This is a genomic window from Curtobacterium sp. 458 (assembly GCF_030406605.1).
Classification (GTDB): Bacteria; Actinomycetota; Actinomycetes; order Actinomycetales; family Microbacteriaceae; genus Curtobacterium.
Genome location: NZ_CP129104.1, coordinates 3,015,012 through 3,041,256, shown reverse-complemented (window position 1 = coordinate 3,041,256; position 26,245 = coordinate 3,015,012). Strand labels below are relative to the sequence as shown.

Annotated in this window: 18 protein-coding genes; 12 read left to right on the top strand and 6 right to left on the bottom strand. The window is 70.9% G+C overall.

The genetic code is table 11. The features are described from left to right. The first annotated feature begins 1 nt into the window (after nt 1). The 4 genes from QPJ90_RS14690 (at nt 2) to QPJ90_RS14675 (ending at nt 8,485) form a co-directional block, all read left to right on the top strand. The gene (locus QPJ90_RS14690) at nt 2-3,043 is read left to right on the top strand and encodes a bifunctional [glutamine synthetase] adenylyltransferase/[glutamine synthetase]-adenylyl-L-tyrosine phosphorylase (RefSeq protein ID WP_290131908.1); all 3,042 of its coding nucleotides are present in this window, start codon (nt 2-4) and stop codon (nt 3,041-3,043) included. A gap of 819 nt (nt 3,044-3,862) precedes the next feature. Further along, nucleotides 3,863-5,482 (top strand): glycosyltransferase family 2 protein, encoded by a 1,620-nt coding sequence (locus QPJ90_RS14685; protein WP_290131907.1) that lies wholly within the window; start codon nt 3,863-3,865, stop codon nt 5,480-5,482. Next, nucleotides 5,475-7,046, top strand: a complete 1,572-nt coding sequence (locus tag QPJ90_RS14680; RefSeq protein WP_290131906.1) for a glycosyl hydrolase — start codon at nt 5,475-5,477, stop codon at nt 7,044-7,046. The genes QPJ90_RS14685 and QPJ90_RS14680 overlap by 8 nt, the downstream gene beginning before the upstream one ends. Continuing rightward, complete coding sequence (locus tag QPJ90_RS14675) at nt 7,043-8,485, top strand: UDP-glucose/GDP-mannose dehydrogenase family protein (protein ID WP_290131905.1); 1,443 nt, start codon at nt 7,043-7,045, stop codon at nt 8,483-8,485. Before QPJ90_RS14680 ends, QPJ90_RS14675 begins: the two co-directional genes overlap by 4 nt. Before the next feature lie 320 nt (nt 8,486-8,805). On the opposite strand, the gene glnA is transcribed toward QPJ90_RS14675, so the two are convergent. After that, on the bottom strand, nt 8,806-10,230 hold the full coding sequence (gene glnA, locus QPJ90_RS14670; RefSeq protein ID WP_058724294.1) for a type I glutamate--ammonia ligase: 1,425 nt from the start codon (nt 10,228-10,230) through the stop codon (nt 8,806-8,808). A gap of 142 nt (nt 10,231-10,372) precedes the next feature. Between glnA and QPJ90_RS14665 the strand changes: the two genes are divergently transcribed. Then, on the top strand, nt 10,373-10,828 hold the full coding sequence (locus tag QPJ90_RS14665) for an RDD family protein (protein ID WP_290131904.1): 456 nt from the start codon (nt 10,373-10,375) through the stop codon (nt 10,826-10,828). Between the two features lie 76 nt (nt 10,829-10,904). On the opposite strand, the gene QPJ90_RS14660 is transcribed toward QPJ90_RS14665, so the two are convergent. Next, nucleotides 10,905-11,618 (bottom strand): DUF4191 family protein, encoded by a 714-nt coding sequence (locus QPJ90_RS14660; RefSeq protein ID WP_290131903.1) that lies wholly within the window; start codon nt 11,616-11,618, stop codon nt 10,905-10,907. Nucleotides 11,619-11,744: 126 nt separating this feature from the next. Here QPJ90_RS14660 and QPJ90_RS14655 point away from each other — a divergent pair, with 126 nt between their 5' ends. Next, nucleotides 11,745-12,551 (top strand): hypothetical protein, encoded by an 807-nt coding sequence (locus tag QPJ90_RS14655; RefSeq protein ID WP_290131902.1) that lies wholly within the window; start codon nt 11,745-11,747, stop codon nt 12,549-12,551. Nucleotides 12,552-12,692: 141 nt separating this feature from the next. Here the strand turns inward: QPJ90_RS14655 and sucB are convergent, their stop codons facing one another. From sucB to QPJ90_RS14640, 3 genes are all read right to left on the bottom strand, one after another. Then, nucleotides 12,693-14,228, bottom strand: a complete 1,536-nt coding sequence (sucB, locus tag QPJ90_RS14650) for a 2-oxoglutarate dehydrogenase, E2 component, dihydrolipoamide succinyltransferase (RefSeq protein ID WP_290131901.1) — start codon at nt 14,226-14,228, stop codon at nt 12,693-12,695. Between the two features lie 49 nt (nt 14,229-14,277). Continuing rightward, the gene (gene lpdA / locus QPJ90_RS14645) at nt 14,278-15,651 is read right to left on the bottom strand and encodes a dihydrolipoyl dehydrogenase (protein WP_290131900.1); all 1,374 of its coding nucleotides are present in this window, start codon (nt 15,649-15,651) and stop codon (nt 14,278-14,280) included. Between the two features lie 156 nt (nt 15,652-15,807). Continuing rightward, complete coding sequence (locus tag QPJ90_RS14640) at nt 15,808-17,271, bottom strand: leucyl aminopeptidase (protein WP_290131899.1); 1,464 nt, start codon at nt 17,269-17,271, stop codon at nt 15,808-15,810. Nucleotides 17,272-17,346: 75 nt separating this feature from the next. Between QPJ90_RS14640 and QPJ90_RS14635 the strand changes: the two genes are divergently transcribed. The 5 genes from QPJ90_RS14635 (at nt 17,347) to QPJ90_RS14615 (ending at nt 23,268) form a co-directional block, all read left to right on the top strand. Beyond that, a complete protein-coding gene (locus QPJ90_RS14635) occupies nt 17,347-18,279 on the top strand; it encodes a PAC2 family protein (protein WP_290131898.1) in 933 nt (310 codons plus the stop codon). Between the two features lie 163 nt (nt 18,280-18,442). Continuing rightward, nucleotides 18,443-19,762 carry an MFS transporter gene (locus tag QPJ90_RS14630; RefSeq protein ID WP_290131897.1) on the top strand — a complete coding sequence of 440 codons (1,320 nt, stop codon included), beginning with the start codon at nt 18,443-18,445 and terminating at the stop codon, nt 19,760-19,762. A gap of 191 nt (nt 19,763-19,953) precedes the next feature. Next, nucleotides 19,954-21,234 (top strand): RNA polymerase sigma factor, encoded by a 1,281-nt coding sequence (locus QPJ90_RS14625; RefSeq protein ID WP_290131896.1) that lies wholly within the window; start codon nt 19,954-19,956, stop codon nt 21,232-21,234. A 4-nt stretch (nt 21,235-21,238) separates the two neighbouring features. Next, on the top strand, nt 21,239-22,498 hold the full coding sequence (locus QPJ90_RS14620) for a MurT ligase domain-containing protein (RefSeq protein ID WP_290131895.1): 1,260 nt from the start codon (nt 21,239-21,241) through the stop codon (nt 22,496-22,498). After that, complete coding sequence (locus QPJ90_RS14615) at nt 22,495-23,268, top strand: hypothetical protein (protein ID WP_290131894.1); 774 nt, start codon at nt 22,495-22,497, stop codon at nt 23,266-23,268. The genes QPJ90_RS14620 and QPJ90_RS14615 overlap by 4 nt, the downstream gene beginning before the upstream one ends. Nucleotides 23,269-23,368: 100 nt before the next feature. On the opposite strand, the gene QPJ90_RS14610 is transcribed toward QPJ90_RS14615, so the two are convergent. Next, complete coding sequence (locus tag QPJ90_RS14610) at nt 23,369-23,593, bottom strand: hypothetical protein (RefSeq protein WP_058725269.1); 225 nt, start codon at nt 23,591-23,593, stop codon at nt 23,369-23,371. A 190-nt stretch (nt 23,594-23,783) separates the two neighbouring features. Between QPJ90_RS14610 and QPJ90_RS14605 the strand changes: the two genes are divergently transcribed. Next, nucleotides 23,784-25,901 (top strand): DNA topoisomerase IV subunit B, encoded by a 2,118-nt coding sequence (locus tag QPJ90_RS14605; protein ID WP_290131893.1) that lies wholly within the window; start codon nt 23,784-23,786, stop codon nt 25,899-25,901. Nucleotides 25,902-26,245 lie beyond the last annotated feature (344 nt).

Below are 26,245 nucleotides of genomic sequence, written 5' to 3'. Positions count from 1 at the left end.
CATGACCGGTCGGACGAAGACGTCACGGTCCGAGCTCGCCAGGCTCGGCTTCGCCGAGCTCTCGGAGAGCCTCGAACGGATCGCCGCCCTCGAGCGGACCACCGGCCTGGAGGCACGGTTCGGCCCGGTCCTGCCCCAGGCGGGGAACGGGTCTGCCGCGGTCGGCGGCGGGGCCGCTCCTGCGGGCCCGGCCGGGTTCGACCCGGCCGCCGTGTGGGGTGCGACCGCAGACCCGGACGGCGCCCTCCGGCTGCTCGAACGCCTGTCGGAGCGCGCGCCCGAGGAACTCGGTGCCGTCCTCGCCGACGGTGCCGCGGCCGAGCGCCTGGTCCGGCTGCTCGGGGCATCGGTCGGGCTCGGTGAGTTCCTCCACCGTCGTCCCGCCGAGCTCGCGTTGCTGTTCGACCCCGTGACGCCCCCGTGGACGCAGGAGGCCTACACCGCCTCGCTGCTCGACGCCGTCGACGGAGCCACCGGTGAGGACGCCCGGCTCCGGCTCCGCGTGCGCTACCGGCGGCACCTCGCGCACATCGCCCTCTTCGATGTTCTGCACGAGGCCCCGACCGAGGCGTTCCCCGCCGTGGCTGCCGGGCTCGCCGACCTCGCGGGGGCGGCGCTCGAGGCCGCGGTCGACATCGCCCGGCGCGAGGTGCCGTTCCCGGCCGCGGACGTCGAGGCGACCCCGCTCGCGGTCATCGCGATGGGCAAGGCCGGCGCACGCGAGCTCAACTACGTCAGCGACGTCGACGTGATCTTCGTGACCGAACCGACGCGCGACGACGAGGCCGACACCGGCGTCGGCACCGATCGTGCGGTGCTCATCGCCACCCGTCTCGCCGTGGCCGCGACCCACGCGATCACCGACCTCGCCGCCGAGCCCGCGCTGTGGGAGGTCGACGCGAACCTCCGACCGGAGGGCAAGGACGGCGCGCTCGTCCGGACGCTCGACTCGCACGTTGCCTACTACCAGCGCTGGGCGAAGGAGTGGGAGTTCCAGGCGCTCCTCAAGGCGCGGCCGATCGCCGGCTCCGCGGACCTCGGGCAGCGCTACGCCGACGCCGTCGCCCCCTTCGTGTGGAACTCCGCCACCCGTCCAGGGTTCGTCGAGTCCGTGCAGCGGATGCGGGAGCGCGTCACCGAGCACATCCCCGACGCCGAGGTGGACCGTCAGCTCAAGCTCGGGCCCGGCGGGCTGCGGGACGTCGAGTTCACGGTCCAGCTGCTGCAGCTCGTGCACGGCCGCGACGACGAGAGCGTCCGCGAACGCTCGACCCTCGACGCGATGGAGGCCCTCACCGCCGCCGGGTACGTCGGCCGGCCCGAGGCCGCACGCTTCGGCCCGGACTACGCCCTGCTCCGCGTGCTCGAGCACCGCATCCAGCTCCGACGGCTGCAGCGCACGCACCTGATGCCCTCCGACGAAGAGGAGCTGCGCGTCCTCGCGAGGGCGAGCGGCTTCGCGACCTCGGCGGCCGCGCTGGAGACACGCTGGCGGTCGGTCAAGCTCGAGGTCCGTGGCCTCCACGAGCGGCTGTTCTACCGTCCGCTGCTGTCGGCGGTCGCTGCGACCGACGGCGACATCGTCCTGACCAGCGACCAGGCGGCCGACCGCCTCGGCGCGATCGGCTTCGCGGACGCGGCGGGAGCGCTAGGCCACATCCGTGCCCTCACGCAGGGCACGAGTCGACGCGCGACGATCCAGCGGAACCTGCTCCCGGTGCTCCTGCGGTGGATGGCCGAGGGGCCGGCGCCGGACCGGGCGCTGCTGGCGTTCCGGCGGCTCAGCGACACCCTGGGGGAGTCGAGCTGGTTCCTCCGGATGCTCCGCGACTCCTCGGGGGCGGCGCACTCGCTCACCACGGTGCTGTCCGAGTCGGCGTTCCTGTCCGGTCTGCTCGAACGCTTCCCCGAGGCCGTCGCGTGGCTCGACGAGCCCGAGTCCCTCCTGCGGCCGAGGCCGATCGAGTCGCTGCTCGCCGAGATGACCGCGACCACGGCCCGGCACGGGGACGACGTCGACGGCTCGGCTGCCCTCGTGCGGTCGGCTCGACGTCGGGAGACCCTGCGGCTCGGCATGGCTGCGGTGCTCGGGTGGCTCGACGTCGACGCCCTCGGACCTGCGTTGACCGACGTCACCGAGGCCACCCTCGCCGGCGCACTCACGCTCGCCCGGCGGAACGCGCCGGAGGGGCTCGAGTTCGGCATCGTCGCGATGGGCCGGTACGGCGGTCGGGAGCTCGGCTTCGGCTCCGACGCGGACGTCCTCTACGTGTACCGCGTGGCGGAGGGAACTGAGTCCGAGGTCGCCTCCCGTGCGGCGCAGGCGATCGTGCGCGAGCTCGGCCGGCTGACCGAGGACGCAATCCACCCGTTCGAACTCGACGTGGACCTGCGGCCCGAGGGGAAGAACGGACCGCTCGTCCGCACGCTCGACTCCTACGCCGCCTACTACGCCCGCTGGTCCCTGACGTGGGAGGCGCAGGCGCTGCTCCGTGCCCGTGGTGCCGTGGGCGACGCGGGGCTGCTCCGTGACTTCGAGCACCTGGCCGACCGCACCCGTTACCCGGAGCGCATCGACGACCACGCCGTCCGCGAGGTCCGCCGCATCAAGGCCCGTGTCGAGTCCGAACGGCTGCCGCGTGGCGCGGACCCCGCTCGGCACCTCAAGCTCGGCCGTGGCTCGCTGAGCGACGTGGAGTGGTTCGTGCAGCTCCTGCAGCTCCAGCACGCGCTCACGGTTCCGGGCCTCCGGACGACCTCGACGCTCGAGGCCCTGGCGGCCGCGACCGAGGCCGGACTCGTCGCGGCGGACGACGCCGAGCGGCTCGGTGCCGCGTGGCGGTTCGCCTCCCGGGCCCGCAGCGCCCTGGTGCTGTGGTCCGGGAAGACTACGGACGTGCTGCCCGTCGACCGCATCCAGCTCGAGGGGATGGCGCGGCTCATGGAGTACCCGCCGGGCTCGGCGACGCGGCTCGAGGAGGACTACCTCGGGGTCACGCGGCGCGCCCGTCAGGTGTTCGAGCGGGCGTTCTACGGCGCCTGACCCCGGTCGCAGCGCCGGCGCACAACCGAAGACGCCGCGAACCACGGTTCCCCGCGGTGCGAGCCGCCTGTGGTTGTGCGGACGCAGCTCGCGCCGCGTGAGCGCCGGCGTGCGCCAGGGCGGACGGGAGGCCCGTGGCGGGGCCGCCCCGCGCCTCCCGTCCGTCGCCCGGTCACGTCCACCGCGCCGCCGCACAACCGAAGACGCCGCGAACCGGGATTCCCCGCGGCGCGAGCCGCCTTTGGTTGTGCGAATGCAACTCGCGCGCGCTGCGCGCCGCGCACCCCGGCGCCCGCCGCGCTCCGCCGCCGCCCAGCGCGCCTCGACACGCCCGGGGTGACGCGTCCGGTCCGGAGATGACGCGTCGTCGAAAGTGAATTCCACGTGTCCGGAACCGTCCCCCACTGTCGCCGCGCCTGTACCCCGCAGATGGGACCGCTCCCACACGACGAGCCGCCGGCTGTGGTCGTGTCTATGACCATCAGGGTGACGGTCGACGGTGCGGCAGGTCGCCACACAACCCCCTGCTGATCGGGGATTGTCGCCTGAGTCGGCACGCGCCTCCCGGCCGGCTGTCGGCCCTGCGAGCACGCGACGGTCACGCGGAGCGGTCCACCGCATTGCTGTCAGCACTGGTGGGGACAACGCTCGTCCGCCCCGAGGCGGACCACCGTGTACCCCGTAACGCGCCCGTAACACCCCCGGACGGGGGCCGTGTTGCGAGGGGTGTCACGTTTCTGCATCAATGGCTCCACCCGAACCGACCACTGGTTCCTCGATGAAGCGGAATCCCCACCTCGAACGTTGAAGCAGGGATCGATGTTCACCTTCATTCTGCAGATCCGGCAGATGGTCGAAGGGCACCCCGAGTTCTACCTGTTCGCCGTGTACTCCGCGGTGATCTGGTTGCTCTGGCTGCTCAAGGTCGTCCTGTCCGCCCGCTACCGCCCCTTCACCGGCACCTACACCGGTACCACCAGCGTCGTCGTCCCCGTCGTGGACGAGCCGCTCGACCTCTTCCGGGACGTCATCGGCCGCATGGTCGAACAGCAGCCCGGCGAGATCATCGTCGTCATCAACGGCGCCCGGAACGAAGCGCTCGAGGGGGTGTGCGACGAGTTCGCCCCGCTCGTCCGCTGGACCCACACGCCGATCCCGGGCAAGCGCAACGCCGTCAAGGTCGGCACCGAGATGTCGACCGGCGACATCACGATCCTCGTCGACTCCGACACCGTGTGGACCCCCGGCACGCTGTCCGAGCTCCTCAAGCCGTTCGCGGACGAGTCCGTCGGCGGCGTGACCACCCGGCAGCGCATCCTCGAGCCGACCCGCAGCTGGATCACCCGCTGGGCGGACTGGCTGGAGAACTCGCGCGCGCTCTACTCGATGCCCGCGCAGAGCGTCCTCGGGCAGATCGGCTGCCTCCCCGGCCGGACGATCGCGTTCCGCCGGAACATCCTCGTGCGCGTCATGGACAAGTTCATGCACGAGAAGTTCATGGGCGTCTTCCTCGAGGTCTCCGACGACCGCACGTTGACGAACCTCACGCTCAAGGAGGGGTACCGGACCGTCTACCAGTACACGTCGCTGGTCTACACGGACGCCCCGCTCCAGGTGAAGAAGCTCTTCAAGCAGCAGCTCCGCTGGGCCCGCGGCTCGCAGTACAACACGCTGCGGATGCTCCCGTGGATGATCGGGCACGCGCCGGTCCTCGCGCTGTTCTTCGTGACCGACATCATCCTGCCGTTCATGCTGTTCGGCGTCATCGCCGGCTGGATCTACCGCGCGGTGACCGGTCAGGGCGAGAACCTCTACCAGGGCATCCTGCAGCAGTACGGCTTCTCGACCGGGTTCGTGTACGTGGCGGCCCTCATGGTCGTGTCGAGCGTGCTGAGCATGGCGATCCGGCAGATCCGGCACCTCTCCGAGAAGCCGAGCGACTTCTTCCGCCTGCCGATGTTCATCATCGTGTCGACGTTCTTCCTCATGCCAATCCGCCTCATCGGCTTCTTCCGCCTCGCGCACGCGTCCGGCTGGGGGACCCGTGCCGGTGCCTACGCCGGCGGGCCGATGGAGGAGGACCCCGCGCAACCGCAGCAGCTCGCGGCGCAGACCCCGGTCAGCCCGGTCGACGCGCTCCGGTACCCCGACGACCAGGCCGCGGCCGACCGGGCGTTCGACGAGATCTTCGGCGCCGGCGCCAGCACCCGCCGGACTGACTTCGACGACGGCGCGGACGCGACCACCAACTCGACCGCGACCGTGCTCGCGACCCGACGCTCGCCCGAGCACGCGCTCACAGCGGTCCCGACCAGCTCGGCGACGCCGACCCGCGCGGCTGCGAAGCCGGCCAAGGTCCGCCGCTACAACCCGTACGCCGCGATCCCGTACCTGATCGGCATCGCGATCTTCGCCCTGGAGGCGTTCCTCATTGTCTGACCTCATCCGCTCCTCCGGTGCCTGGTGGGCCCAGTCCAGCAAGCACGCCCGACTCACCGCTGTCGGCACGACCGCCATCCTGGTCGTCCTCGGCCTCATCACCTGGACGGTCTGGGTGTCCCCGGCCGGCCCGGTGTCCACCGCCGTCCACCAGGCCCTCGGCGTCACCCCGCCGAAGAAGCAGGTCTCCGCCGCCGAGCTGCAGACGAAGCTCACCGCGGCCCAGGAGAAGATCTGGGCCCTCGAGGGCAAGCTCGACTCCTCGACCGCCAAGGCCGGGTCGCGTGGCGACCAGATCGCCGACCTCAAGGCACAGCTCGCCTCGCTGCAGTCGCAGCTCGGCGCCGCGAAGGGTCGGTCGGGAGGCTCGGCGAACGCGAGCGGGTCGGGTTCCGGCTCCGACGGGGCCGGTTCGTCCGGCGGGTCCGGGTCGGGCACGTCGGCCGGCGGGTCCGGTCCGTCGGGCGGCGGCGCCTCCGCCGGCGGCTCCGGCGCGTCCGCCGGCGGGTCCGGCTCGGGCGGCAACGCGTCGAACCCGAACACCGGGCCCTCCACCGACCCGGGCGCTGAGCCCGTCAGCGCGCCGAGCAAGGCACAGGTCCTCGGGCAGCAGTCCCGGTGGTACGGCCTCTACACCGCGCAGTCGCCGTTCAACTGGTCCGAGTACGACCAGGTCTCCCAGGAGGTCGGCAAGGCCACGAACATGGTCGGCTTCTTCCAGGGCTTCGACCAGGACTTCAACGCGAACGCCGTCCAGCGCTCGTGGGCGAACGGCCGTCTGCCGATGATGACGTGGGAGTCCGTGCCCGCCAGGACCGGCAACGACGAGCCGTACGTGCCGGGCTACACGAACGAGGACATCCTCTCCGGGAAGTTCGACGCCTACCTCACGAAGTACGCGAAGGACGTCGCCGCGAACGGGATGCCCCTCGTGATCCGCTTCGACCACGAGATGAACGGCCAGTGGTACAACTGGTCCGAGTCGACGAAGCAGCAGAACGCGGCCGGCTCCTACGTTGCGATGTGGAAGCACGTCTGGAAGGTGTTCCAGGACAACGGCGCGAACCAGTACGCCATCTGGGACTGGTCCCCGTCGCGCATCGACAAGCTCGGCAACCCGAAGTACCAGACCGTCGACTACATGCGGAACTACTACCCGGGCTCGGAGTACGTGGACTGGGTCGGCATGAGCGGCTACTACCGCGACGCCACCGAGCAGCCGACGTTCGAGAACACCTTCGGTGCCACGCTCGCCCAACTCCGCGAGATCGCCCCGGGCAAGGGCATCGTCCTCAACGAGATCGGTGCCACCGAGACCGGCGGCAGCGTCTCCGACTCGCAGAAGTCCCGCTGGATCTCGTCGCTCTTCGACGCTCTCGCGGACCCCGCGAACGCCGACGTCATCGGTTTCAACTACTTCAGCCTGACCGCCACCACGATCGTCGACGGTGCCCGCACCACCAACGACTGGCGACTCAACTCCCGCGCCGACAGCCTCGAGACCTTCCGAGAGGGCATCGCGCGGACCGACATCGACTACGACCTGCAGGAGGTCGAGCAGTGACCGCTCAGAAGAAGACCCCGTCCGCATCCGCGACGTCCTCGTCGGACGTCCGCCCCGCACCCGTCATCAGCGTCATCGGCACCGGTTACCTCGGTGCCACCCACGCGGCCGCCATGGCCGAGATGGGCTTCGAGACCATCGGCGTGGACGTCGACCCCGCGAAGCTCGCCGCCCTCACCGCCGGCGAGGTCCCGTTCTTCGAGCCCGGGCTGCCCGAGCTCATCACGAAGCACGTGGCGAGCGGCAAGCTCCGGTTCACGGCGTCGCTCCCCGAGGCCGTCGCCGCGGCCGACGTGCACTTCGTCTGCGTCGGCACCCCGCAGAAGGCCGGCTCGCACGCCGCGAACCTCGCGTACGTCGAGGCAGCCACCCGCGGCGTCGCCGAGCACCTCACGCACCCCGGCCTCATCGTCGGCAAGTCGACCGTCCCCGTCGGCACCGCAGCCCGCCTCCGCGAGCTCGTCCGGGAGTTCACGCCCACCGGCATCGACGCGGAACTCATCTGGAACCCCGAGTTCCTCCGCGAGGGCAAGGCCGTCGAGGACACCCTGCACCCGGACCGGCTCGTCTGGGGCGGCGCCTCGCCCGAGGCCGACGCCGTCATCCGCGAGGTCTACGCCGCACCGATCGCCGAGGGGTGCCCGGTCATCACCACGGACCTCGCCACGGCGGAACTCGTCAAGGTCAGCGCGAACGCGTTCCTCGCGACCAAGATCTCGTTCATCAACGCGATCTCGGAGATGTGCGCCATCACCGGTGCCGACGTGTCGACGCTCGCGGACGCCCTCGGGCACGACGCCCGCATCGGCCGGAAGTTCCTGAACGCCGGCCTCGGCTTCGGCGGAGGCTGCCTGCCGAAGGACATCCGCGCGCTCATGCACCGCGCGAACGAACTCGGCGCCGGCCGGGTCGTCGGCTTCATGCAGCAGGTCGACGAGATCAACATGGGGCAGCGCGAGCGGGTCATCGACATGGCGATCGAGGCCGTCGGCGGATCGGTGCTCAACCGCCGCGTCGCCGTCATCGGGGCCGCGTTCAAGCCGCTGACCGACGACGTCCGCGACTCCCCGGCGCTCAACGTCGCCGCGGCGCTGCACCTCCGCGGCGCCCAGGTCTCGCTGTGGGACCCGGAGGCGAACGAGACCGCCCGCCGTTCGTTCCCGACGCTGACCTACGCCGCCACGAAGGAAGCCGCCATCGAGGGCGCCGACGTGGTCCTGGTCCTCACCGAGTGGGACGAGATCATCGAGGCGTCGCCCGTGTCGCTCGGCGAGGTCGTCGGGCGCCGCGTCGTGATCGACGCGCGCAACTGCCTCCCGGTCGAGGACTGGGTCGAAGCGGGTTGGACCGTCCGTTCCCTGGGACGGCCCACCCCGGTCACGGGTGCACCCGTGAGCGTCGCCGCGGGGGCGAACGACGTGCTGGCGACGGCGCGCTAGTCCTGCCACCGCAACGAGCGGGGTCCGTGCCGGGGGCGGCGCGGGCCCCGCTTCGTCGTGTGCCCCGCGCGGCCGCGGTACGGCGGCGCGATCTGTCGCTTTCGCGAAAGCGACAGATCGCGCCGGAACGTTCGCGCGGGACTGTCGCTTTCGCGGGATCTCCGTGGCGGGCTGACGCGCATCTGTCGCTTCCGCAGTGGACGCAACCGACTGGAGGCGCGGTGCCGGTCCGCCGGACCGGCACCGCGCCTCCAGACCGGGTCGCCACACATGCGGAAGGCCCCCGCACCTGACGGTGCGGGGGCCTTCGTCGTCGTGCGTCAGACCCCGAAGTACAGTTCGTACTCGAACGGGTGCGGGCGCTGCGCGAGCGGGAGGATCTCGTTCTCACGCTTGTAGTCGATCCAGGTCTGGATGAGGTCCTCGGTGAAGACGTTGCCCTTCGTGAGGAACTCGTGGTCCGCCTCGAGCGCCTCGAGCGCCTCGTCGAGGGAGCCCGGCACCTGCGGGATGCCCTTGGCCTCCTCCGGCGGGAGCTCGTAGAGGTCCTTGTCGACCGGCTCGTGCGGCTCGATGCGGTTCTGGATGCCGTCGAGGCCCGCCATGAGCTGCGCGGCGAACGCGAGGTACGGGTTGCCCGAGGCGTCCGGCGCGCGGAACTCGATGCGCTTGGCCTTGGGGTTCGTGCCCGTGATCGGGATGCGGATCGCAGCGGAGCGGTTGCCGGCCGAGTAGACCAGGTTGACCGGCGCCTCGAAGCCCTTGACCAGACGGTGGTACGAGTTGATCGACGGGTTCGTGAACGCGAGCAGCGCCGGAGCGTGCTTCAGGATGCCGCCGATGTACCAGCGCGCGACGTCCGAGAGGCCGCCGTAGCCGTTCTCGTCGTAGAACAGCGGCTTGCCGTCGTTCCACAGCGACTGGTGGGTGTGCATGCCCGAGCCGTTGTCCCCGAAGAGCGGCTTCGGCATGAACGTGGCGACCTTGCCCCACTGGTCCGCCGTGTTCTTGACGATGTACTTGAACTTCAGGATGTCGTCCGCGGCGTGGACCATCGTGTCGAACTTGTAGTTGATCTCCTGCTGGCCGCCGGTGCCCACCTCGTGGTGCGAGCGCTCGAGCTCGAAGCCCGCCTCGATCAGCTTGAGGGTGATGTCGTCGCGGAGGTCAGCCGTCTTGTCGACGGGGGAGACGGGGAAGTAGCCGCCCTTGTACGGGGTCTTGTTGGCGAGATTGCCGCCCTCTTCCTCGCGGCCGGTGTTCCACGCGCCCTCCTCCGAGTCGACGCTGTAGAACGACTTGTTCTGCGTGACCGAGTAGCGGACGTCGTCGAAGATGTAGAACTCGGCCTCGGGGGCGAAGAACGCGGTGTCCGCGATGCCCGTCGACGCGAGGTACTTCTCCGCCTTCTTGGCGACCTGACGCGGGTCGCGGCCGTAGATCTCGCCGTTCCGCGGGTTGTAGATGTCGAAGATCATGATCAGCGTGCGCTCGGCGCGGAACTGGTCGATGTAGGCCGTCGTCACGTCGGGGATGAGCTGCATGTCCGACTCGTGGATCGACGCGAAGCCGCGGATCGACGAACCGTCGAAGAGCTGTCCGACCGAGAAGAAGTCCTCGTCGACCGTCGACGCCGGGATGTTGAAGTGCTGCTGGACACCGGGGAGGTCCGTGAAGCGGATGTCGAGGAACTTGACGTCCGTGTCCTTGATGAAGGCGAGCACCTCGGAGGAATCGCTGAACATGTGTGTCGATCTCCTGTGGGGTTGGGTGATGTCGGCAGGGACCTTTCGGCACCCTCCGACGAGGCTATTGACACCGAGTTTCCCGGACGTGACTGCATTGTTTCGTGCGTGTTACGCGGCGGCGCTCGCCTACGCTTGGAGCATGCCCCGCAGCACCTCCCCGTCGTCGTCCGCCGCCCCGCACCCCGACGGTTGGCCCGGCAAGGACCTCGGGCTCCCGGAGGACGGGCCCCGCAGCGTCGGGCGGATCGGCCGGCGCGTCGTCGCACTGCTCATCGACGGGGCCCTCGCCGACCTCGTGGCCTACGTCACCGGCGTCTGGTCGCCGGTGAACGGATCCGGCGACATCGCGCACTCGTGGATCCAGATCGCCATCTTCGCCGCGCTGCAGGTCCTGTTCATCTGCCTGCTGTCGGGCTCGTTCGGGCACATCTGCGTCGGCCTCCGTGTCGTGCCGCTCCGAGGTGGCTACGTCGGGGTGTGGCGTCCGGTGGTCCGGACGGTGCTCCTCTGCCTCGTCGTGCCGGCGCTCATCATCGACCGCGACAGCCGAGGTGCACACGACCGCATCGCCGGGACCGTGCTCGTCCGGCGCTGACCCGCCGCGCGCCCCGCACGCAGAACGCCCCCGACCGAGGTGGTCGGGGGCGTTGCGTGTGTACCGGGTCCGCGGATCAGCGCGGGCGGCCGGCGCGTGCCCGCATCGGGTCCATGCCCTTCGGGATGGCGGCGGCCGGGCTCTGCGTCAGCGAGTCGAGCCGGTTGGCGACCGCGAGGACCTCGCTGCGGTTGAGCGCCTTCTTGAACTTGTTCATCGCGCGGGGGAGCTTGTGCAGCGTGACGGCGTCATCGCCGCCACCGACGTGCACGACGTGCACCGGGACGTTCGGGACGATGCGCTGCACCTTGCGACGCTCCTCGTCCACCTGACGGGTGAGGTTGCCGAGCTGGCCCTCGGTGATGAGGACGACGCCGGGGGTGCCGACGGCGCGGTACACGGCGGCCTGCGAACGACCGTGCACGGCCACCGGCATCTCGCTCGAGCGCCACTGGCGACGGAGCGAGTTCGAGAGGACGGCGCCGACGGCGCCGGGCTGGCCCTCGATCTGCGAGTACGCGGCGCGCTCGGCGAGGCGGCCGAGGACGATGAGGAAGAGCAGGACGCCGAGCAGGACACCCGCGACGATCCAGAGGAGGACCGCGAGCCAGTTCTGACCCGGCAGCAGCAGTGCCAGGAGGACGCCGAGGACGACGGGGACCAGGAACGCGAGGGCGAACCACCAGACGGACGTCGGGTCGGCCCGACGGGTCATCTGGAAGACCTGGTACATCTGCTTGAGACGACCCGGCTCCTTCGCCTTCGTGTCGGAAGAACTGCTGCGTGCCATGCACACAGGATACGGCCTGAGCAGGCACTCCGAGACCGGCTCGGAGGAGGCTGTGGGCGAACGGCGTCGCTCCACAGTCGTCCGTGCGGAGACCCACGCCCGTGCAGCCGGTACGAGCATCGACGCGTGGACACGGACGAGGAGCGCAGGACCTGGTGGGCGGCCACGTCCGAGGAGTCCTTCCTCGCCTGGGTCGCTGCCCGTTCAGCGGCGACGGAGCGGCACCTCGGACCAGTGCTCGCGGTCGGTCGCAGCGGCGCGGGCGTCCTGGTCGCCGAGACGTTGCAACCCGCCGGCCCGTCGATCGCGGCGGCGCTCGACCGTCTCGGGACACCCAGCGTCGGCGTCGCGGTCACCCTGACCACGCCGCTGCTCGACCTGGCCGTCGCCGCGTCGCGCGGGGCGGTCCTGCTCGGACGTGCGCGCCCCGACGACGTCGTGGTGGACGACTCCGGAGCCGTGGTGTTCTGCGACCGGCCGACGGGTGCCGCAGCGTTCGTCGCCGGGGCGAGCGCCGACACGGGTCTCGTCGAGGGCGTCACCGCGCTGCTGCTCGCCGTCCGGGTCGTGTGGGAGCGGGTCGACCCACGGGAGTCCTGCCGTCCGGGCGTCGACGCCGCTCTCGTCGCGGCGCGGTCCGGCGACCCGGGCGCGCTCCACGTCCTCCTGGAGATCGTGCGGGCTGCCGGGGCTCCGCGGCCGGTGCGCTGGGATCCGCCGGCGGGACTCTTCACCTTCGAGGAGGCGGTGCCGTCCGCCCCCGGGACGCTGTCGGACCAGTCCGTCGTCGACGCGGCGATCGGCCGGGTGCGGGACCTCGTCGAGCGCGGCGTACCGGTCGGCCGACGACGGTTGCCGGTGCGACAGGTCGTCGTCGGTGTCGTGGTCGCGGCCGGACTGGCGGCCGCCGCGGTGACGGCACTCGGCGGGTGACGTGCGGGCGCGGCGCGGTCCGTCCTGTCGGGGACGCGGAACGGCCCCGCTCCCTGGGGAGCGGGGCCGTTCCGTCGAGCCGGGCCGGAGCGCCGGGTCTCAGCGCCCGAGGGCTGTGGTGCAGTGCCCGAGGGCAGTGCCTCAGTAGCCCAGGTTCGGGGCGAAGTTGCCCTCCTCGAGGCGGTTCTTGACCGCGACGAGGTAGCGGGACGCGTCCGCACCGTCGATGATGCGGTGGTCGTACGACAGCGCGAGGTAGACGAACGAACGGATCGCGATCGCCTCCTGTCCGTCGACCTTCACGACTGCCGGACGCTTCGTCACGATGCCCGTGCCGAGGATCGCCGACTGCGGGAGGAACACCACGGGGGTGTCGAACAGCGCGCCGCGCGAACCGGTGTTCGTCAGCGTGAAGGTGCCGCCCGCGAGCTCGTCCGGCTTGAGCTGGTTGTTGCGCGTGCGCTCGGCCAGGTCGGCGATCGACTGCGAGAACTGCGCCAGGTTCAACGACGCAGCGTCCTTGATCACCGGGGTGAGCAGACCGCGCTCGGTGTCGACCGCGATCGAGACGTTCTCGGTCTCCGGGTACACGATCTCGTCGCCGTCGACCGTCGAGTTGATCTTCGGGTGCGCCTTGAGCGCCTCCGACGCCGCGAGGGCGAAGAACGGCATGAAGGAGAGCTTCGAGCCGGTCTTCTCGAGGAACTCGGCCTTGTGCGCGTCGCGGAACTGCGCCACCTTCGTGACGTCGACCTCGACGACGCTCGTGAGCTGCGCGGTCGAGGTCATCGACTGCACGGCACGCTCGGCCACGACCTTGCGGAGCCGGGTCATCTTCTCGCGGGTGCCACGGAGCGGCGACACCTCGGCGACGAAGGGACCGGACGGAGCCGCTGCGGCCTGACCGCCACCGGCGGCGGGCTTCGCGGCTGCGGCGGCGAGGACGTCCTCCTTGCGGATGCGTCCGCCGACACCGGAGCCGGTCACGGTCGACAGGTCGACGCCCTGCTCGTTCGCGAGCTTGCGCACGAGCGGGGTGACGTAGCCGGAGGCCGAGCCGTCCTGCGTCGGGTTCGGCACGGACGCCGACTGGCCGGAGGCGGCCGGAGCGGCGGCAGGGGCCGGCGCGGCTGCAGGAGCCGGGACGGCTGCCGGGGGAGCGGCGGCGGGCGGCGGGACCGGAGCGGCCTGCGGCACCGGAGCGGCGGCCGGCGGAGCGGACGGCGCCTGCGGGGCGGCGGGCTGCGTCTGACCGCCCGGGGCGGGCTCGGCCTTCTGCGGCTCGGGAGCCTTCTGCTCCTCCTGCTGCTCGGTGCTCGGGGCTGGCTCGGGCTCGGTGGCGTCGGCCTGGGCCTCGTCGGAACCCTGCGCGGAAGCGTCCTGCTCGGGTGCGCCCTGGTCGGCGCCGCCCTCGTCCGAGCCGCCGTCGGAGGAGCCGGAGCCGTCGCCGATCTTCACCAGCGCGGTGCCGACCTCGACGGTCTCGTCCTCCTGCACGAGGATCTCCTCCACGACGCCCGCGACGGGCGAGGGGATCTCGGTGTCGACCTTGTCGGTCGAGACCTCGAGCAGCGGCTCGTCGACCTCGACCCGGTCACCGACGTTCTTCAGCCATCGGGTCACCGTGCCCTCGGTGACGCTCTCGCCGAGCGCCGGGAGGTTGACGGATTCGCTCATCGGGTGGACTCCTCTTCGCAGGGGTGGATCGTGGTGGTGGTCATGGTGTTCACAGGGCGTGCAGCGGCTTGCCCGCGAGGTGCAGGAACGCCTCGCCCAGCGCCTCGTTCTGCGTGGGGTGTCCGTGGACCAGGGGAGCGATGTCCTCCGGGTAGGCCTCCCAGTTGACGGCGAGCTGTGCCTCGCCGATGAGCTCGCCGACGCGGGCGCCGATCATGCTGACGCCGACGACGGGGCCGTCGACCACGCGGACGACCTTGACCGAGCCGGACGTGCCGATGATGTGGCTCTTGCCGTTGCCGGCGAGGTTGTACTCGTAGGAGTCCACCTTGTCGGCGCCGAACTGCTCCTCGGCCTTCGCCTGGGAGAGCCCGACGGACGCGACCTCGGGGTCGGAGTACGTGATCTTCGGGATGTTCGTGTCGGAGATGACGACCGGGTTCAGACCGGCGATCTCCTCGGCGACGAAGATGCCCTGCTGGAAGCCGCGGTGCGCGAGCTGCAGGCCCGGGACGATGTCGCCGACGGCGTACACGTTCGGGACGTTCGTGGCGAGGCGCTCGTTCGTCGTGACGAACCCGCGGTCCATCGTGACGCCGACCTCCTCGAAGCCCATGTTCTGGGTGAGGGGGCCGCGACCGACGGCGACGAGCATGACGTCGCCCTCGAAGGTCTTGCCGTCCTCGAGCGTGACGACCACGCCGTTCTCGTGCTGCTCGACGCCCTGGAAGCGGACACCGAGCGAGAACTCGATGCCGCGCTTGCGGAACGCGCGCTCGAGCTGCTTCGACATGGACTCGTCCTCGGCCGGGACGAGGTGGGGCAGCGCCTCCACGATCGTGACCTCGGCGCCGAAGGACTTCCAGACGCTCGCGAACTCGACGCCGATGACGCCGCCACCGAGGATGACGACCTTGTTCGGGACGTAGTCCATCTTGAGCGCGGTCTCGGAGGTGATGACCCGGCCGCCGATCTCCAGCCCGGGGAGGGACCGCGAGTAGGAACCCGTGGCGAGCACGACGTTCTTGCCGGTGACGGTCTGGTCGCCGACCTGCACGGTGTTCGGGGCGGTCAGGCGACCCCAGCCCTCGACCACGGTGATCTTCCGCGCCTTGATGAGGCCCTGGAGGCCCTTGTACTTGGACGAGATGACGCCCTGCTGGTACTCGATGACCTTGGGCACCTCGACGCCGGCGAACTCGGCGATGACGCCGTACTTCTCGGCGTCACGGGTGCCGTCGGCGATCTCCGCTGCGTGCAGGAGCGCCTTCGTCGGGATGCACCCGCGGTGCAGACACGTCCCCCCGAGCTTGTCTCCCTCGATGAGCGCGACGCTCATCCCGAGCTCGGCGGCCCGGAGCGCTGCGGCGTACCCACCGCTGCCGCCACCGAGGACCACGACGTCGTAAGTCTGTTCCGTCACCTGGTGCAACTCCCTCGTGCGTGTTCGGGACCGGTCAGGCCCCGTGGACACCGCGGCGAGCGGCGTCCCACGGTCGGACCGTGTGGTTCCGGTCCCGTCCCGTGTGGGTCCGGCGGGGTGCGCGCACACGCGGCCGCCCCGCCGGACTCAAACCTACTACTTGGACTGGAGCTCTTCTGCGAGGCTGATGAGTGTCCGGACCATGACGCCCGTGGCGCCCTTGCCGAGCCACCCGTAGCCGCCGCCCTTGTGCTCCGAGGGACCCGCGATGTCGAGGTGCGCCCACGGGATGCCCTCGCCCACGAACCGCTCGAGGAACTTGCCCGCGAGGAGCATGCCGCCCGCCGGGTTGCCGACGGTCGCGTTGACCATGTCGGCCACGTCGCTCGCGAGTCGGGCGTCGAGCTCCTCGGGCAGCGGCATCGGCCAGATCGGCTCGGCCACGGCGTCCGCGATCGCGCGGACCTGTGCCACGAGGTCGTCGCTGCCCATCAGGCCGGTGGTGCGGTCGCCGAGCGCCACGACCTGCGCGCCGGTGAGCGTCGCGACGTCGACGATCGCGTCCGGGCGCTCGAGGGACGCCGCGGCCATGCCGTCACCGAGGACGAGACGGCCCTCGGCGTCGGTGTTCGTGACCTCGACGGTCTTGCCGTTCTTGAGCGTCAGGACGTCGCCGGGGCGGGTGGCCGAGCCGGACGGCATGTTCTCGGCGAGGCACAGCCACGCGGTGACCTTCGTGTCGAGGCCCAGCTTCGCGGCGGCGACCGTGGCGGCGAGGACCGTCGCGGCGCCGGTCATGTCGGTCTTCATGCCGAGCATCGAGGCGGCCGGCTTGAGCGAGAGGCCGCCCGAGTCGAACGTGATGCCCTTCCCGACGAGCGCGAGGTGCTTCGACGCGGACTCCGGGGCGTACCGGACGACGACGAGACGCGGCGGACGGACCGAACCGCGGCCGACCCCGGCGATGCCGCCGAAGCCCTGTGCCTCCAGCTCGTGCTCGTCGAGCACCTCGACGGTGAGCGGCAGGTCCGCGGCGAGCCCCTGCGCGACGTCCGCGACGTCGGACGGGCCGAGGTCGCCGGCGGCGGTGTTCACGAGGTCACGGACGGTCGACGCGGCCTCCGCCACGACGGACGCGCGGGTCGTGTCGACCTCGACGCCGGCGGGCGCCACGACCGCGATGCGCTGGTCTCCGCGGGCGGGCCCGGTGGTGCCGGTGCCCTTGTGGGCGGTGAAGGCGTAGGAGCCGAGGGCGGCCCCCTCGAGCGCCGCCTCGACGAGCTCGGCGGAGTCGGTCGGCAGGGCGATCGCGATGGACCCGACGAGCGGGAGCTGCCGGACCGCGCTGCCGGCGGCGCTCCGCACGGCGGCAGCGTCGGTGGCGGAGCCGAGACCGACGAGGGCGACCGAGGACGCGGCGACGCCCGTCCCCGGGAGGCGGACGAGCTGGTCCTTCGCGCCGGTGACGCCGATAGCGGCGAGGTCGAGGTCGCCGAGGAAGTCGGCGCCGACGGTGGTCGCGGGACCGCCGTCGACCCCCGGCCGGACACCGACGACGAGGACGTCGGCCTCCGTTCCTGCTGCGGCGGACGAGACGGTGGAGAGGATCGGTCGGACCATGCCCCAACCCTATCCACGCACTGTTCGCTGTCGGCGTGGCCGCGCATCCCGGGCCGCGGTGCACGCCCGCCTAGCATGGGGACGGTGAACCACCCCGAGGACCTCTACTCGTTCGTCGACGGCGCCCCCGAGGTGCCGGCGGGCCTCCACCTCGTCGCTGCGCTGACCGGCTTCGCCGACGCGGGAGCCGCGGTGGCGCAGGTCACGACGGCGATCGAGGGCACCCTCGAGGCGACGACCATCGTCGAGTTCGACCCCGACGTCCTGCTCGACTGGCGCGCCCGTCGGCCGGTGATCACGTTCGAGCACGACCACATCGAGTCCGTCACGGTCCCGCGGCTCACGCTGTCCCTCGTGCGCGACGAGATCGGCCAGCCGTTCCTCTTCCTCTCCGGGTACGAGCCCGACTTCCGGTGGAACGCCTTCGTCGCCGCGGTCACCGACCTCGCCGAGCGGCTGCAGGTCGTCGACACGACCTGGGTCCAGTCGATCCCGATGCCCGTGCCGCACACCCGTCCGATCCGCATGACCGTGTCCGGCACGCGCGCCGACCTCGTCGAGCAGATGAGCGTGTGGAAGCCGGAGACCCAGGCACCGGCGAACGTGCTGCACCTCGTCGAGCACCGGCTCGCGCAGTCCGGACACGACGTCACCGGGCTGGTCCTGCTCGTGCCGCACTACCTCTCGGACACCGAGTTCCCCGACGCCGCGGTGGCTGCCCTCGCGGGGGTCTCCGCCGCGACCGGCCTCATCTTCCCGTCCGACGCCCTCCGCGAGGAAGGGCGCGAGTTCCTCGCCCGCGTCGACGAGCAGGTCGGCGGGAACGGCGAACTGCAGCGGCTCGTCTCGGTGCTCGAGGAGCGGCACGACGAGTACATGGCCGGCAACCCGATCGGCTCGCCGCTCACCGGCGTCGACGGCGAGGTACCCTCCGCCGACGCGATCGCGGCGGAGCTCGAGCGGTTCTTGGCGGACCGGCGCGGGCAGGCGGACGGCACCGCCGACTGACGGGGTGACCGGCCGGCGGACGCGGGTGCTGCGGTCGACGCGTGACGGGCCTCCCGGCCGGTCTCTGCCTGGAGGCACGGTGCACGTCCGCCCCGCCCGTCGCGTTCTCCACAGGTCGCCCCCGGCGGCCGTGGTGGCGCGGCGGCGCCGGTAGCCTGGCCGGGTGAACTCGCGCCGTGCCTTCCTCGTCTGGGGCATCGCGGTGCTGGCCTACGTCCTCGCCGTGGTGCAGCGGTCCACGCTGGGCGTCTCCGGCGTGGACGCGCAGGAGCGCTTCGCGGTGTCCGCCGCCGTGCTGTCGACGCTCGCGGTGGTGCAGATCGCCGTGTACGCGGCGCTGCAAATCCCCGTCGGCATCGCGCTCGACCGGTTCGGGCCACGGCGGCTCGTGCTGCTCGGCGCGGTGCTCCTCGTCGTCGGGCAGGCGGTCGTCGCGGTGTCGCCGACGATCGGACCGGCCGTGGTCGGGCGCGTCCTCGTCGGCGCCGGTGACGCGATGACCTTCATCTCGGTGATCCGGCTCCTGCCGATGTGGTTCAGCGGGCGGATCCTGCCCCAGATCTCGCAGTGGACCGGCAACCTGGGGCAGGTCGGGCAGGTGCTCTCGGCGTTCCCGTTCGCGCTCCTGCTGCACACCACGGGCTGGGGCACGGCGTACGGGGTGGCCGCCGGTGCCGGGGCCGTCGGCCTGGTGCTCGCGTTCGCCGTCGTCCGCAACGGTCCGGTGCCGGTGCGCACCGGTGCGATCCCGCTGCCGCACTCGTGGGGCGGGGCGCTCCGGACCTTCGCGCACGCGGTCCGGCGCCCCGGGACGCAACTCGGGTTCTGGTCGCACTACGTGACGCAGTCCTCCGGCACGGTCTTCTCGCTGCTGTGGGGCGTGCCGATGCTCCGCGGGCTCGGCTACACCCCGACCGAGGCGGCCGGCTTCCTCACCGTGATCGTCGTGACGGGGTTCGTCGCCGGGCCGTTGCTCGGTGTCCTCTGCGCCCGGTACCCGCTCCGCCGGTCGAACCTCGTGCTGGGGTGCGTGGCGCTCCTCGCCGTGGTGTGGACGGCGGTGCTGACCTGGCCGGGGCAGCCGCCGACCTGGTTGCTCGTGCTGCTCGTCGTCGCGATGGGCATCGGCGGACCGGGATCGCTCATCGGGTTCGACTTCGCCAGGTCCTTCAACCCGGTCGGCGCGCTCGGCTCGGCGAACGGGCTCGTGAACGTCGGGGGCTTCCTCGCCGCGTTCGTGATGATGTACCTCGTCGGCACGATCCTCGACGCAGCATCCCAGGCCACGGGGCAGACCGTCTTCGCCTGGGCGAACTTCCGGATCGCCCTCACCGTGCAGTACGTCGTCGTCGGCTTCGGGGTCGCGATGCTGCTGCACGCACGCCACCGGACCCGCCGTGTGCTGCACGAACAGGAGGGAATACGCGTCGGCCCGCTCTGGGTTGCACTGGTTGCACGTCTGCGGAAGCGCGGCGTGCAATAATGACTACCGGACCCATCGGGCCCCTCGTGACCAACCACTCCTCGGAGCGCGCGGAAACCCGGGGACTTGACATGGGTCCTAGTGCTGCCCGGATTGGTAGGACCGGCTGACGCGGGGGACTGCGGCGACGGCCCTGGGCGGCGAGGGAGGCCACGACCCCACGAACGTGGCACGACGAGAGAGGTGATCGCATGGCTGCCCGGAGCACGACGATCGATCCCACGAAGGACACCGAACCCGAGGGCACGGCGGCTGAGTCCGCCGAGGCCGAGGGCACGGCCGCGCCGAAGAAGCGCGCCACCAAGGCGCCGGCGAAGAAGGCCGCGCCGAAGAAGACCACCGCCAAGGGCGGGAAGAAGGCCAAGGCCGACGACGACGAGCTCGACGACGAGCCGGTCGAGCCCGTGGACGAGGCGGCGGACGACGCCACCGACGACGCCGACGCCGACGAAGAGGCCCCGAAGGACACCAAGGCCGAGGCCGCCGCGGTCGCCGCCGGCGCGCTCGTCATCTCGCAGTCCGACGACGACGAGGCCCCGGTCTACTCGACGACCATCACGGGGGCGACCGCCGACCCGGTCAAGGACTACCTGAAGCAGATCGGCAAGGTCGCGCTCCTCAACGCCGAGCAGGAGGTCGAGCTCGCGATGCGCATCGAGGCCGGCCTGTTCGCCGAGGACAAGCTGCAGCACTCGACGGGCCTCTCCAAGCCCGAGGAGCGCGAGCTCCGCTGGGTCGCCCGCGACGGTCAGCGCGCGAAGTCGCACCTGCTCGGCGCGAACCTCCGCCTCGTCGTGTCGCTCGCCAAGCGCTACACGGGCCGCGGCATGCAGTTCCTGGACCTCATCCAGGAGGGCAACCTGGGCCTCATCCGTGCCGTCGAGAAGTTCGACTACACGAAGGGCTTCAAGTTCTCGACCTACGCGACGTGGTGGATCCGCCAGGCGATCACCCGCGCGATGGCCGACCAGGCCCGCACCATCCGCATCCCGGTGCACATGGTCGAGGTCATCAACAAGCTCGCGCGCGTCCAGCGTCAGATGCTCCAGGACCTCGGTCGCGAGCCCACTCCGGAAGAGCTCGCCCGCGAGCTCGACATGACCCCGGAGAAGGTCGTCGAGGTCCAGAAGTACGGTCGCGAGCCGATCTCGCTGCACACGCCCCTGGGCGAGGACGGCGACTCGGAGTTCGGTGACCTCATCGAGGACACCGAGGCCGTCGTGCCGGCCGACGCGGTGGGCTTCACGATGCTGCAGAAGCAGCTCGAGAGCCTGCTCGACTCCCTGTCCCAGCGCGAGGCGGGCGTCATCCGCATGCGCTTCGGCCTCGGTGACGGTCAGCCGAAGACCCTCGACCAGATCGGTGACACGTTCGGCGTGACGCGCGAGCGCATCCGCCAGATCGAGTCGAAGACGATGGCGAAGCTCCGCCACCCGTCGCGGTCGCAGTCGCTGCGCGACTACCTCGAGTAGGCCGATGCGCTTCCTCATCCCGATCCTGGTCGGGCGGATCCTCCGCGCCCTCGCTCGTGCGCGGGGCGGGGGGTCCGCCTACCCCGGCTACATCGTCCTCAAGCTCGTGCCGGACTTCCTGCAGCACGTGACGAAGCAGTTCCCGAACGGCGTCGTCTTCGTGCTCGGGTCGAACGGCAAGTCCACGACGACCCACATGATCTCCGACATCGTGCGGGCGCACGGCCTCCGGGTCTTCACGAACCCGTCCGGTGCGAACCTGCCGCAGGGCATCGCGTCGGCGCTCCTCTCCGAGGTGTCGCTGACCGGCAAGCTCAAGGCCGACATCGGCATCCTCGAGGTCGACGAGGCGTTCGCGGTCGAGCTCGCCGGCATCCTGTCGCCGTCCACGGTGACGATGCTGAACGTCCAGGTCGACCAGCTCTACCGGTTCTTCGAGACCGAGCGCGTCGCCACGATGATGCTCGACACCGCGGCCCTGTCGGCGCGGAACGTCATCACCAACCGCGACGACCAGTTCCTCGACGCGTACTCGGGCACGGCCGGGCAGCAGGTGCTCCGCTTCGGTGCCAGTGCCGAGGTCGTGGCCGCGGCCCCGAACGGCCTGCAGAACGCCGACGACTTCGACCGGCAGGACGCCGTGCCGAACGTCGCCGACGCCGAGGTCGTCGTGAACACCGGCGACGGTGCGACCATCCGGTTCGGCGGTGCGGACATCCCCGTGCGGCTCCCGGCCCGTGGCCTGCACTACGCCGTGGACGCCGCGGCCGCCACCGCCACCGCGAGCGCGGCCCTGGGCGACCAGTTCCGTGCGGACGCGGTCACGAAGGCGTTCGGCACGATGAAGCCGGCGTACGGCCGTGGCGAACGGCTCCCGATCGCCGGCGAGGCCGCCGAGTTCACGATGTTCAAGAACGCCGCGAGCCTCCAGCTGAACCTCGACGCGCTCCCGGACCGCCCCGAGCAGGTCCTCATGGCGATCGACGAGGGAACGCCGGACATCTCGTGGATCTACGACATCGACTTCTCGGCGCTCGACCACGTGGACGTCGTCTCCGGCGACAAGGCGTGGCAGATCGCGATCGCCCTCGAGCACGCCGGCGTTCGCATCGGCAAGGTCGAACCGGACGTCGAGGCTGCCATCCGGCACATGGAGCAGCTCGGCGCGACGTCGAGCGGGACGAAGAACTTCATCGTCAACTACGAGATCATGATGATCGCCCGCAAGGCCCTCGGCCACCCGGACATGGAGAAGACGGCATGACCGCCGACCGGTTGACCATCCTGCACGTGTACCCGCGGCAGATGGGCGTCTCGGGGGACCGCGGCAACGTCGCTGCCCTCGTCCGCCGTGCCGAGACCGCGGACATCGCCACCGAGGTCGTCGAGTACGCGCCGGGTGACACCCTGCCCACCGCTGCCGACGTCGTCGTGATCGGCAACGGGCCGCTCAGCGCCATGCGGTCCCTCGGGGGCGACGTCACCCGGGTCGGTGTGGCACTGCGCGACTTCGCGACCGCGGGCGTCCCGGTGGTGGCGGTCGGCGGCGGGTTCGACCTCGCCACGAACGCCGTCGTCGCGACCGACGGTGCCGACGTCCCGGGCTTCGGGGTGTTCGACGCCCGAGCCGTGCGCGGCGCCGAGCGTCGGGTGAACTACTTCGTGCTCGAGACCCGCTACCCGCTGCTCGGCGACGCCCCGACCCGCCTCGCGGGCTTCGAGGACCACGCGACGCGCATCGAGCTCGGCGACGGCGTGACGCCCTTCGCCGACGTCGTGTCCGGCGGCGGCAACCAGGCGGGCAGTCCGGTCGAGGGTGCGATCACCGGCAACTCGTTCGGCACCCACACCCAGGGCCCCATCCTGCCGCTCAACCCGCAGCTGACCGACGGCGTGCTCGCCGCCGCCACCGCGCGGCTCGGTCGCGAGTACACGCCGGACGCGCAGCGGACGGCGTCGATCGACCGGTACGCGCGCGAAGCGCGTGCGACCATCGACCGCTACGTCGACAAGGCGTTCAAGCGGATCGCCTGACGCGACGCGGGGTCACGCACCCCACGACAGACGGGAGGCGCGGTGCCAGCTGGCACCGCGCCTCCCGTCTGTCACATGCGGACGCTGTCGCGTCCGGACGCTACTTCGACTCGTAGAGTCGGCTGCTCTCGTCGTGCCACTCGATGGCGGTGGCTGCGAGCTTGTCCTTGAACTCGGCGCCGTGGTGGGCGCAGAAGAGGAGCTCGCCGCTCGCCATGGTCGCTCGGATGTAGGCCTGCGCTCCGCAGCTGTCGCAGCGGTCAGCAGCGGTGAGCTGGTTGCTGCCGAATTCGTCGATGGAGAGGTCCTGCACGGTCTGGGTCATTGCTGTGCTCCTCACGGATCGCAGGGCGGGTGCCGGGTTTCCACCCAACGGGTGCCGGTTGCTGACCATTTGAACACGTGGTGCCTGGATGTACGGCATCATCGGGGCACGTTTCGCTCAGCGCGGACCCACTGGCCCCAGACCGAGTGTCAGGGCGCTGGGCGTCGGTGGTGCTCAGTACGATCGGACGGTGAGCTCCGACTACTCTGCGCGCCATCTCTCCGTCCTCGAGGGGCTCGAGGCGGTCCGCAAGCGGCCGGGCATGTACATCGGCTCGACCGACTCCCGCGGCCTCATGCACTGCCTGTGGGAGATCATCGACAACTCCGTCGACGAAGCCCTCGCCGGGCACGGTGACGAGATCGGCGTGGTGCTGCACCCGGACGGCTCGGTCGAGGTCCGCGACACTGCTCGTGGCATCCCCGTCGACGTCGAGCCGAAGACCGGCCTGACCGGGGTCGAGGTCGTGTTCACGAAGCTCCACGCGGGCGGTAAGTTCGGCTCGGGCTCGTACGCGGCGTCCGGTGGTCTGCACGGTGTCGGGGCGTCGGTCGTCAACGCGCTGTCGGAGCGGCTCGACGTCGAGGTCGACCGCGGCGGCAAGACCCACGCGATGTCGTTCCACCGTGGTGAGCCGGGGACGTTCGCCGGTGACGGTCCCGATGCGCCCTTCACACCGTTCACGTCCGGCAGCGAGCTCCGGGTCGTCGGCAAGGTCAAGAAGGGCGTCACCGGGTCGCGCATCCGCTACTGGGCCGACCGGCAGATCTTCACGCCCGATGCCCGCTTCAGCACGCAGGACCTCGTCAACCGTGCGCGCCAGACGGCGTTCCTGGTCCCCGGGCTCGGGATCACCATCACGGACGCCCGACCGTCGTCGATCGAGGCGGCCGCGTCGCGTGCCGCCGCCACGGGCGCGCCGCTCGAGGACGGTCCGGTCATCGAGCGCTTCCGGTACGAGGGGGGCATCAGCGAGTTCGTCGAGCACCTCGCCGTCGACGGCGCCGTGACCGACGTCTGGCGCGTCCAGGGCACGGGCACCTTCACCGAGACCGTGCCGATGCTCGACGACAAGGGGCACATGGTGTCGACGTCGGTGTCGCGCGAGTGCGAGGTCGACCTGGCGCTGCGGTGGGGCAGCGGCTACGAGACGGTGTTCCGCAGCTTCGTGAACATCATCGCGACGCCGAAGGGCGGGACGCACCAGGCAGGCTTCGAGTCTGGTGTCGTCAAGGCGGTCCGCGCCCAGGTCGAGGCGAACGCCCGCAAGCTGAAGGTCGGGCAGGACAAGCTCGAGAAGGACGACGTGCTCGCCGGACTCACCGCGGTGCTCACCGTGCGCCTGCCCGAGCCGCAGTTCGAGGGCCAGACGAAGGAGGTCCTCGGCACGCCGGCGGTCCGGAAGATCGTCGACCAGGTGGTGTCGAAACGGCTCACCGAGATCCTCACCTCGACGCAGCGCACCGAGAAGGCCCAGGCCGCGACGTTGCTCGAGAAGGTCGTCGCGGAGATGAAGACCCGCATCTCGGCCCGGGCGCACAAGGAGACCCAGCGGCGGAAGAACGCGCTCGAGAACTCCTCGCTGCCGACCAAGCTCGCCGACTGCCGCAAGCAGGATGCCGAGGGCACGGAGCTCTTCATCGTCGAGGGCGACTCCGCGCTCGGCACCGCGAAGCTCGCGCGGAACAGCGAGTACCAGGCGCTGCTGCCGATCCGGGGCAAGATCCTCAACGTGCAGAAGGCCTCGGTTTCGGACATGCTGTCGAACGCCGAGTGCGCGTCGATCATCCAGGTCATCGGCGCCGGCTCGGGTCGGACGTTCGAGATCGACCAGGCGCGCTACGGCAAGATCATCATCATGTCCGACGCCGACGTCGACGGCGCCCACATCCGCACGCTCCTGCTCACGCTCTTCTTCCGGTACATGCGCCCGATGATCGAGCAGGGCCGGGTCTTCGCTGCCGTGCCGCCGCTGCACCGGGTCGTCGTGGTGAACCGCGGCAAGGCGAACGACACGCTGTACACGTACTCCGAGGCCGAGCTCCAAGCGGTGCTGAAGAAGCTCGAGAAGCAGGGCAAGAAGTACCAGGAGCCGATCCAGCGGTACAAGGGCCTCGGGGAGATGGACGCCGACCAGCTCGCCGAGACCACGATGGACCGCACACACCGGACCCTCCGACGGGTGAACGTGCCCGATGCCGAGAACGCTGCGAAGGTGTTCGAGCTGCTGATGGGGAACGACGTCGCGCCGCGCAAGGAGTTCATCCTCGCCGGCGAGGGGCTCGACCGTGACCGTATCGACGCGTAGCGCGCTGCGACGCGCATCGTGCCGCGTCGTCGTCCGTGCCGCTAAAGCGACAGAGTCCCGCGTGTGTACGGCCACACTTTGTCGCTTCGGCGGCTTGATCCGGGTCCGTGCACCGCGCGGAGTGCGACCTGCGAATGCGACAGCGTGCTGGGTACAGTCGCCGGGCGTGCTGCGAAAGCGACAGATCGCCGAGCTTCGTTGCCGTCCGTGCCGCGAAAGCGACAGATCGCGGGAGAACTCGGCGGTGAACTGTCGCTTTCGCGAGATGAAGCGGGAGCGCGGCGCGCGGCGCCGCCCGCGGCGCGCCTACGGCGCGCCTACGGCGCGGCGCGGCGCGGCGCGCG

Coding starts and splice junctions, on each gene's coding strand:
- QPJ90_RS14665 (WP_290131904.1), top strand. CDS start 10,373: ATGCCCCGCAGCACCTCCCCGTCGTCGTCCGCCGCCCCGCACCCCGAC.
- QPJ90_RS14660 (WP_290131903.1), bottom strand. CDS start 11,618: ATGGCACGCAGCAGTTCTTCCGACACGAAGGCGAAGGAGCCGGGTCGT.
- QPJ90_RS14610 (WP_058725269.1), bottom strand. CDS start 23,593: ATGACCCAGACCGTGCAGGACCTCTCCATCGACGAATTCGGCAGCAAC.
- QPJ90_RS14625 (WP_290131896.1), top strand. CDS start 19,954: ATGGCTGCCCGGAGCACGACGATCGATCCCACGAAGGACACCGAACCC.
- QPJ90_RS14620 (WP_290131895.1), top strand. CDS start 21,239: ATGCGCTTCCTCATCCCGATCCTGGTCGGGCGGATCCTCCGCGCCCTC.
- QPJ90_RS14685 (WP_290131907.1), top strand. CDS start 3,863: ATGTTCACCTTCATTCTGCAGATCCGGCAGATGGTCGAAGGGCACCCC.
- QPJ90_RS14640 (WP_290131899.1), bottom strand. CDS start 17,271: ATGGTCCGACCGATCCTCTCCACCGTCTCGTCCGCCGCAGCAGGAACG.
- QPJ90_RS14635 (WP_290131898.1), top strand. CDS start 17,347: ATGGGGACGGTGAACCACCCCGAGGACCTCTACTCGTTCGTCGACGGC.
- QPJ90_RS14690 (WP_290131908.1), top strand. CDS start 2: ATGACCGGTCGGACGAAGACGTCACGGTCCGAGCTCGCCAGGCTCGGC.
- QPJ90_RS14615 (WP_290131894.1), top strand. CDS start 22,495: ATGACCGCCGACCGGTTGACCATCCTGCACGTGTACCCGCGGCAGATG.
- sucB (WP_290131901.1), bottom strand. CDS start 14,228: ATGAGCGAATCCGTCAACCTCCCGGCGCTCGGCGAGAGCGTCACCGAG.
- glnA (WP_058724294.1), bottom strand. CDS start 10,230: ATGTTCAGCGATTCCTCCGAGGTGCTCGCCTTCATCAAGGACACGGAC.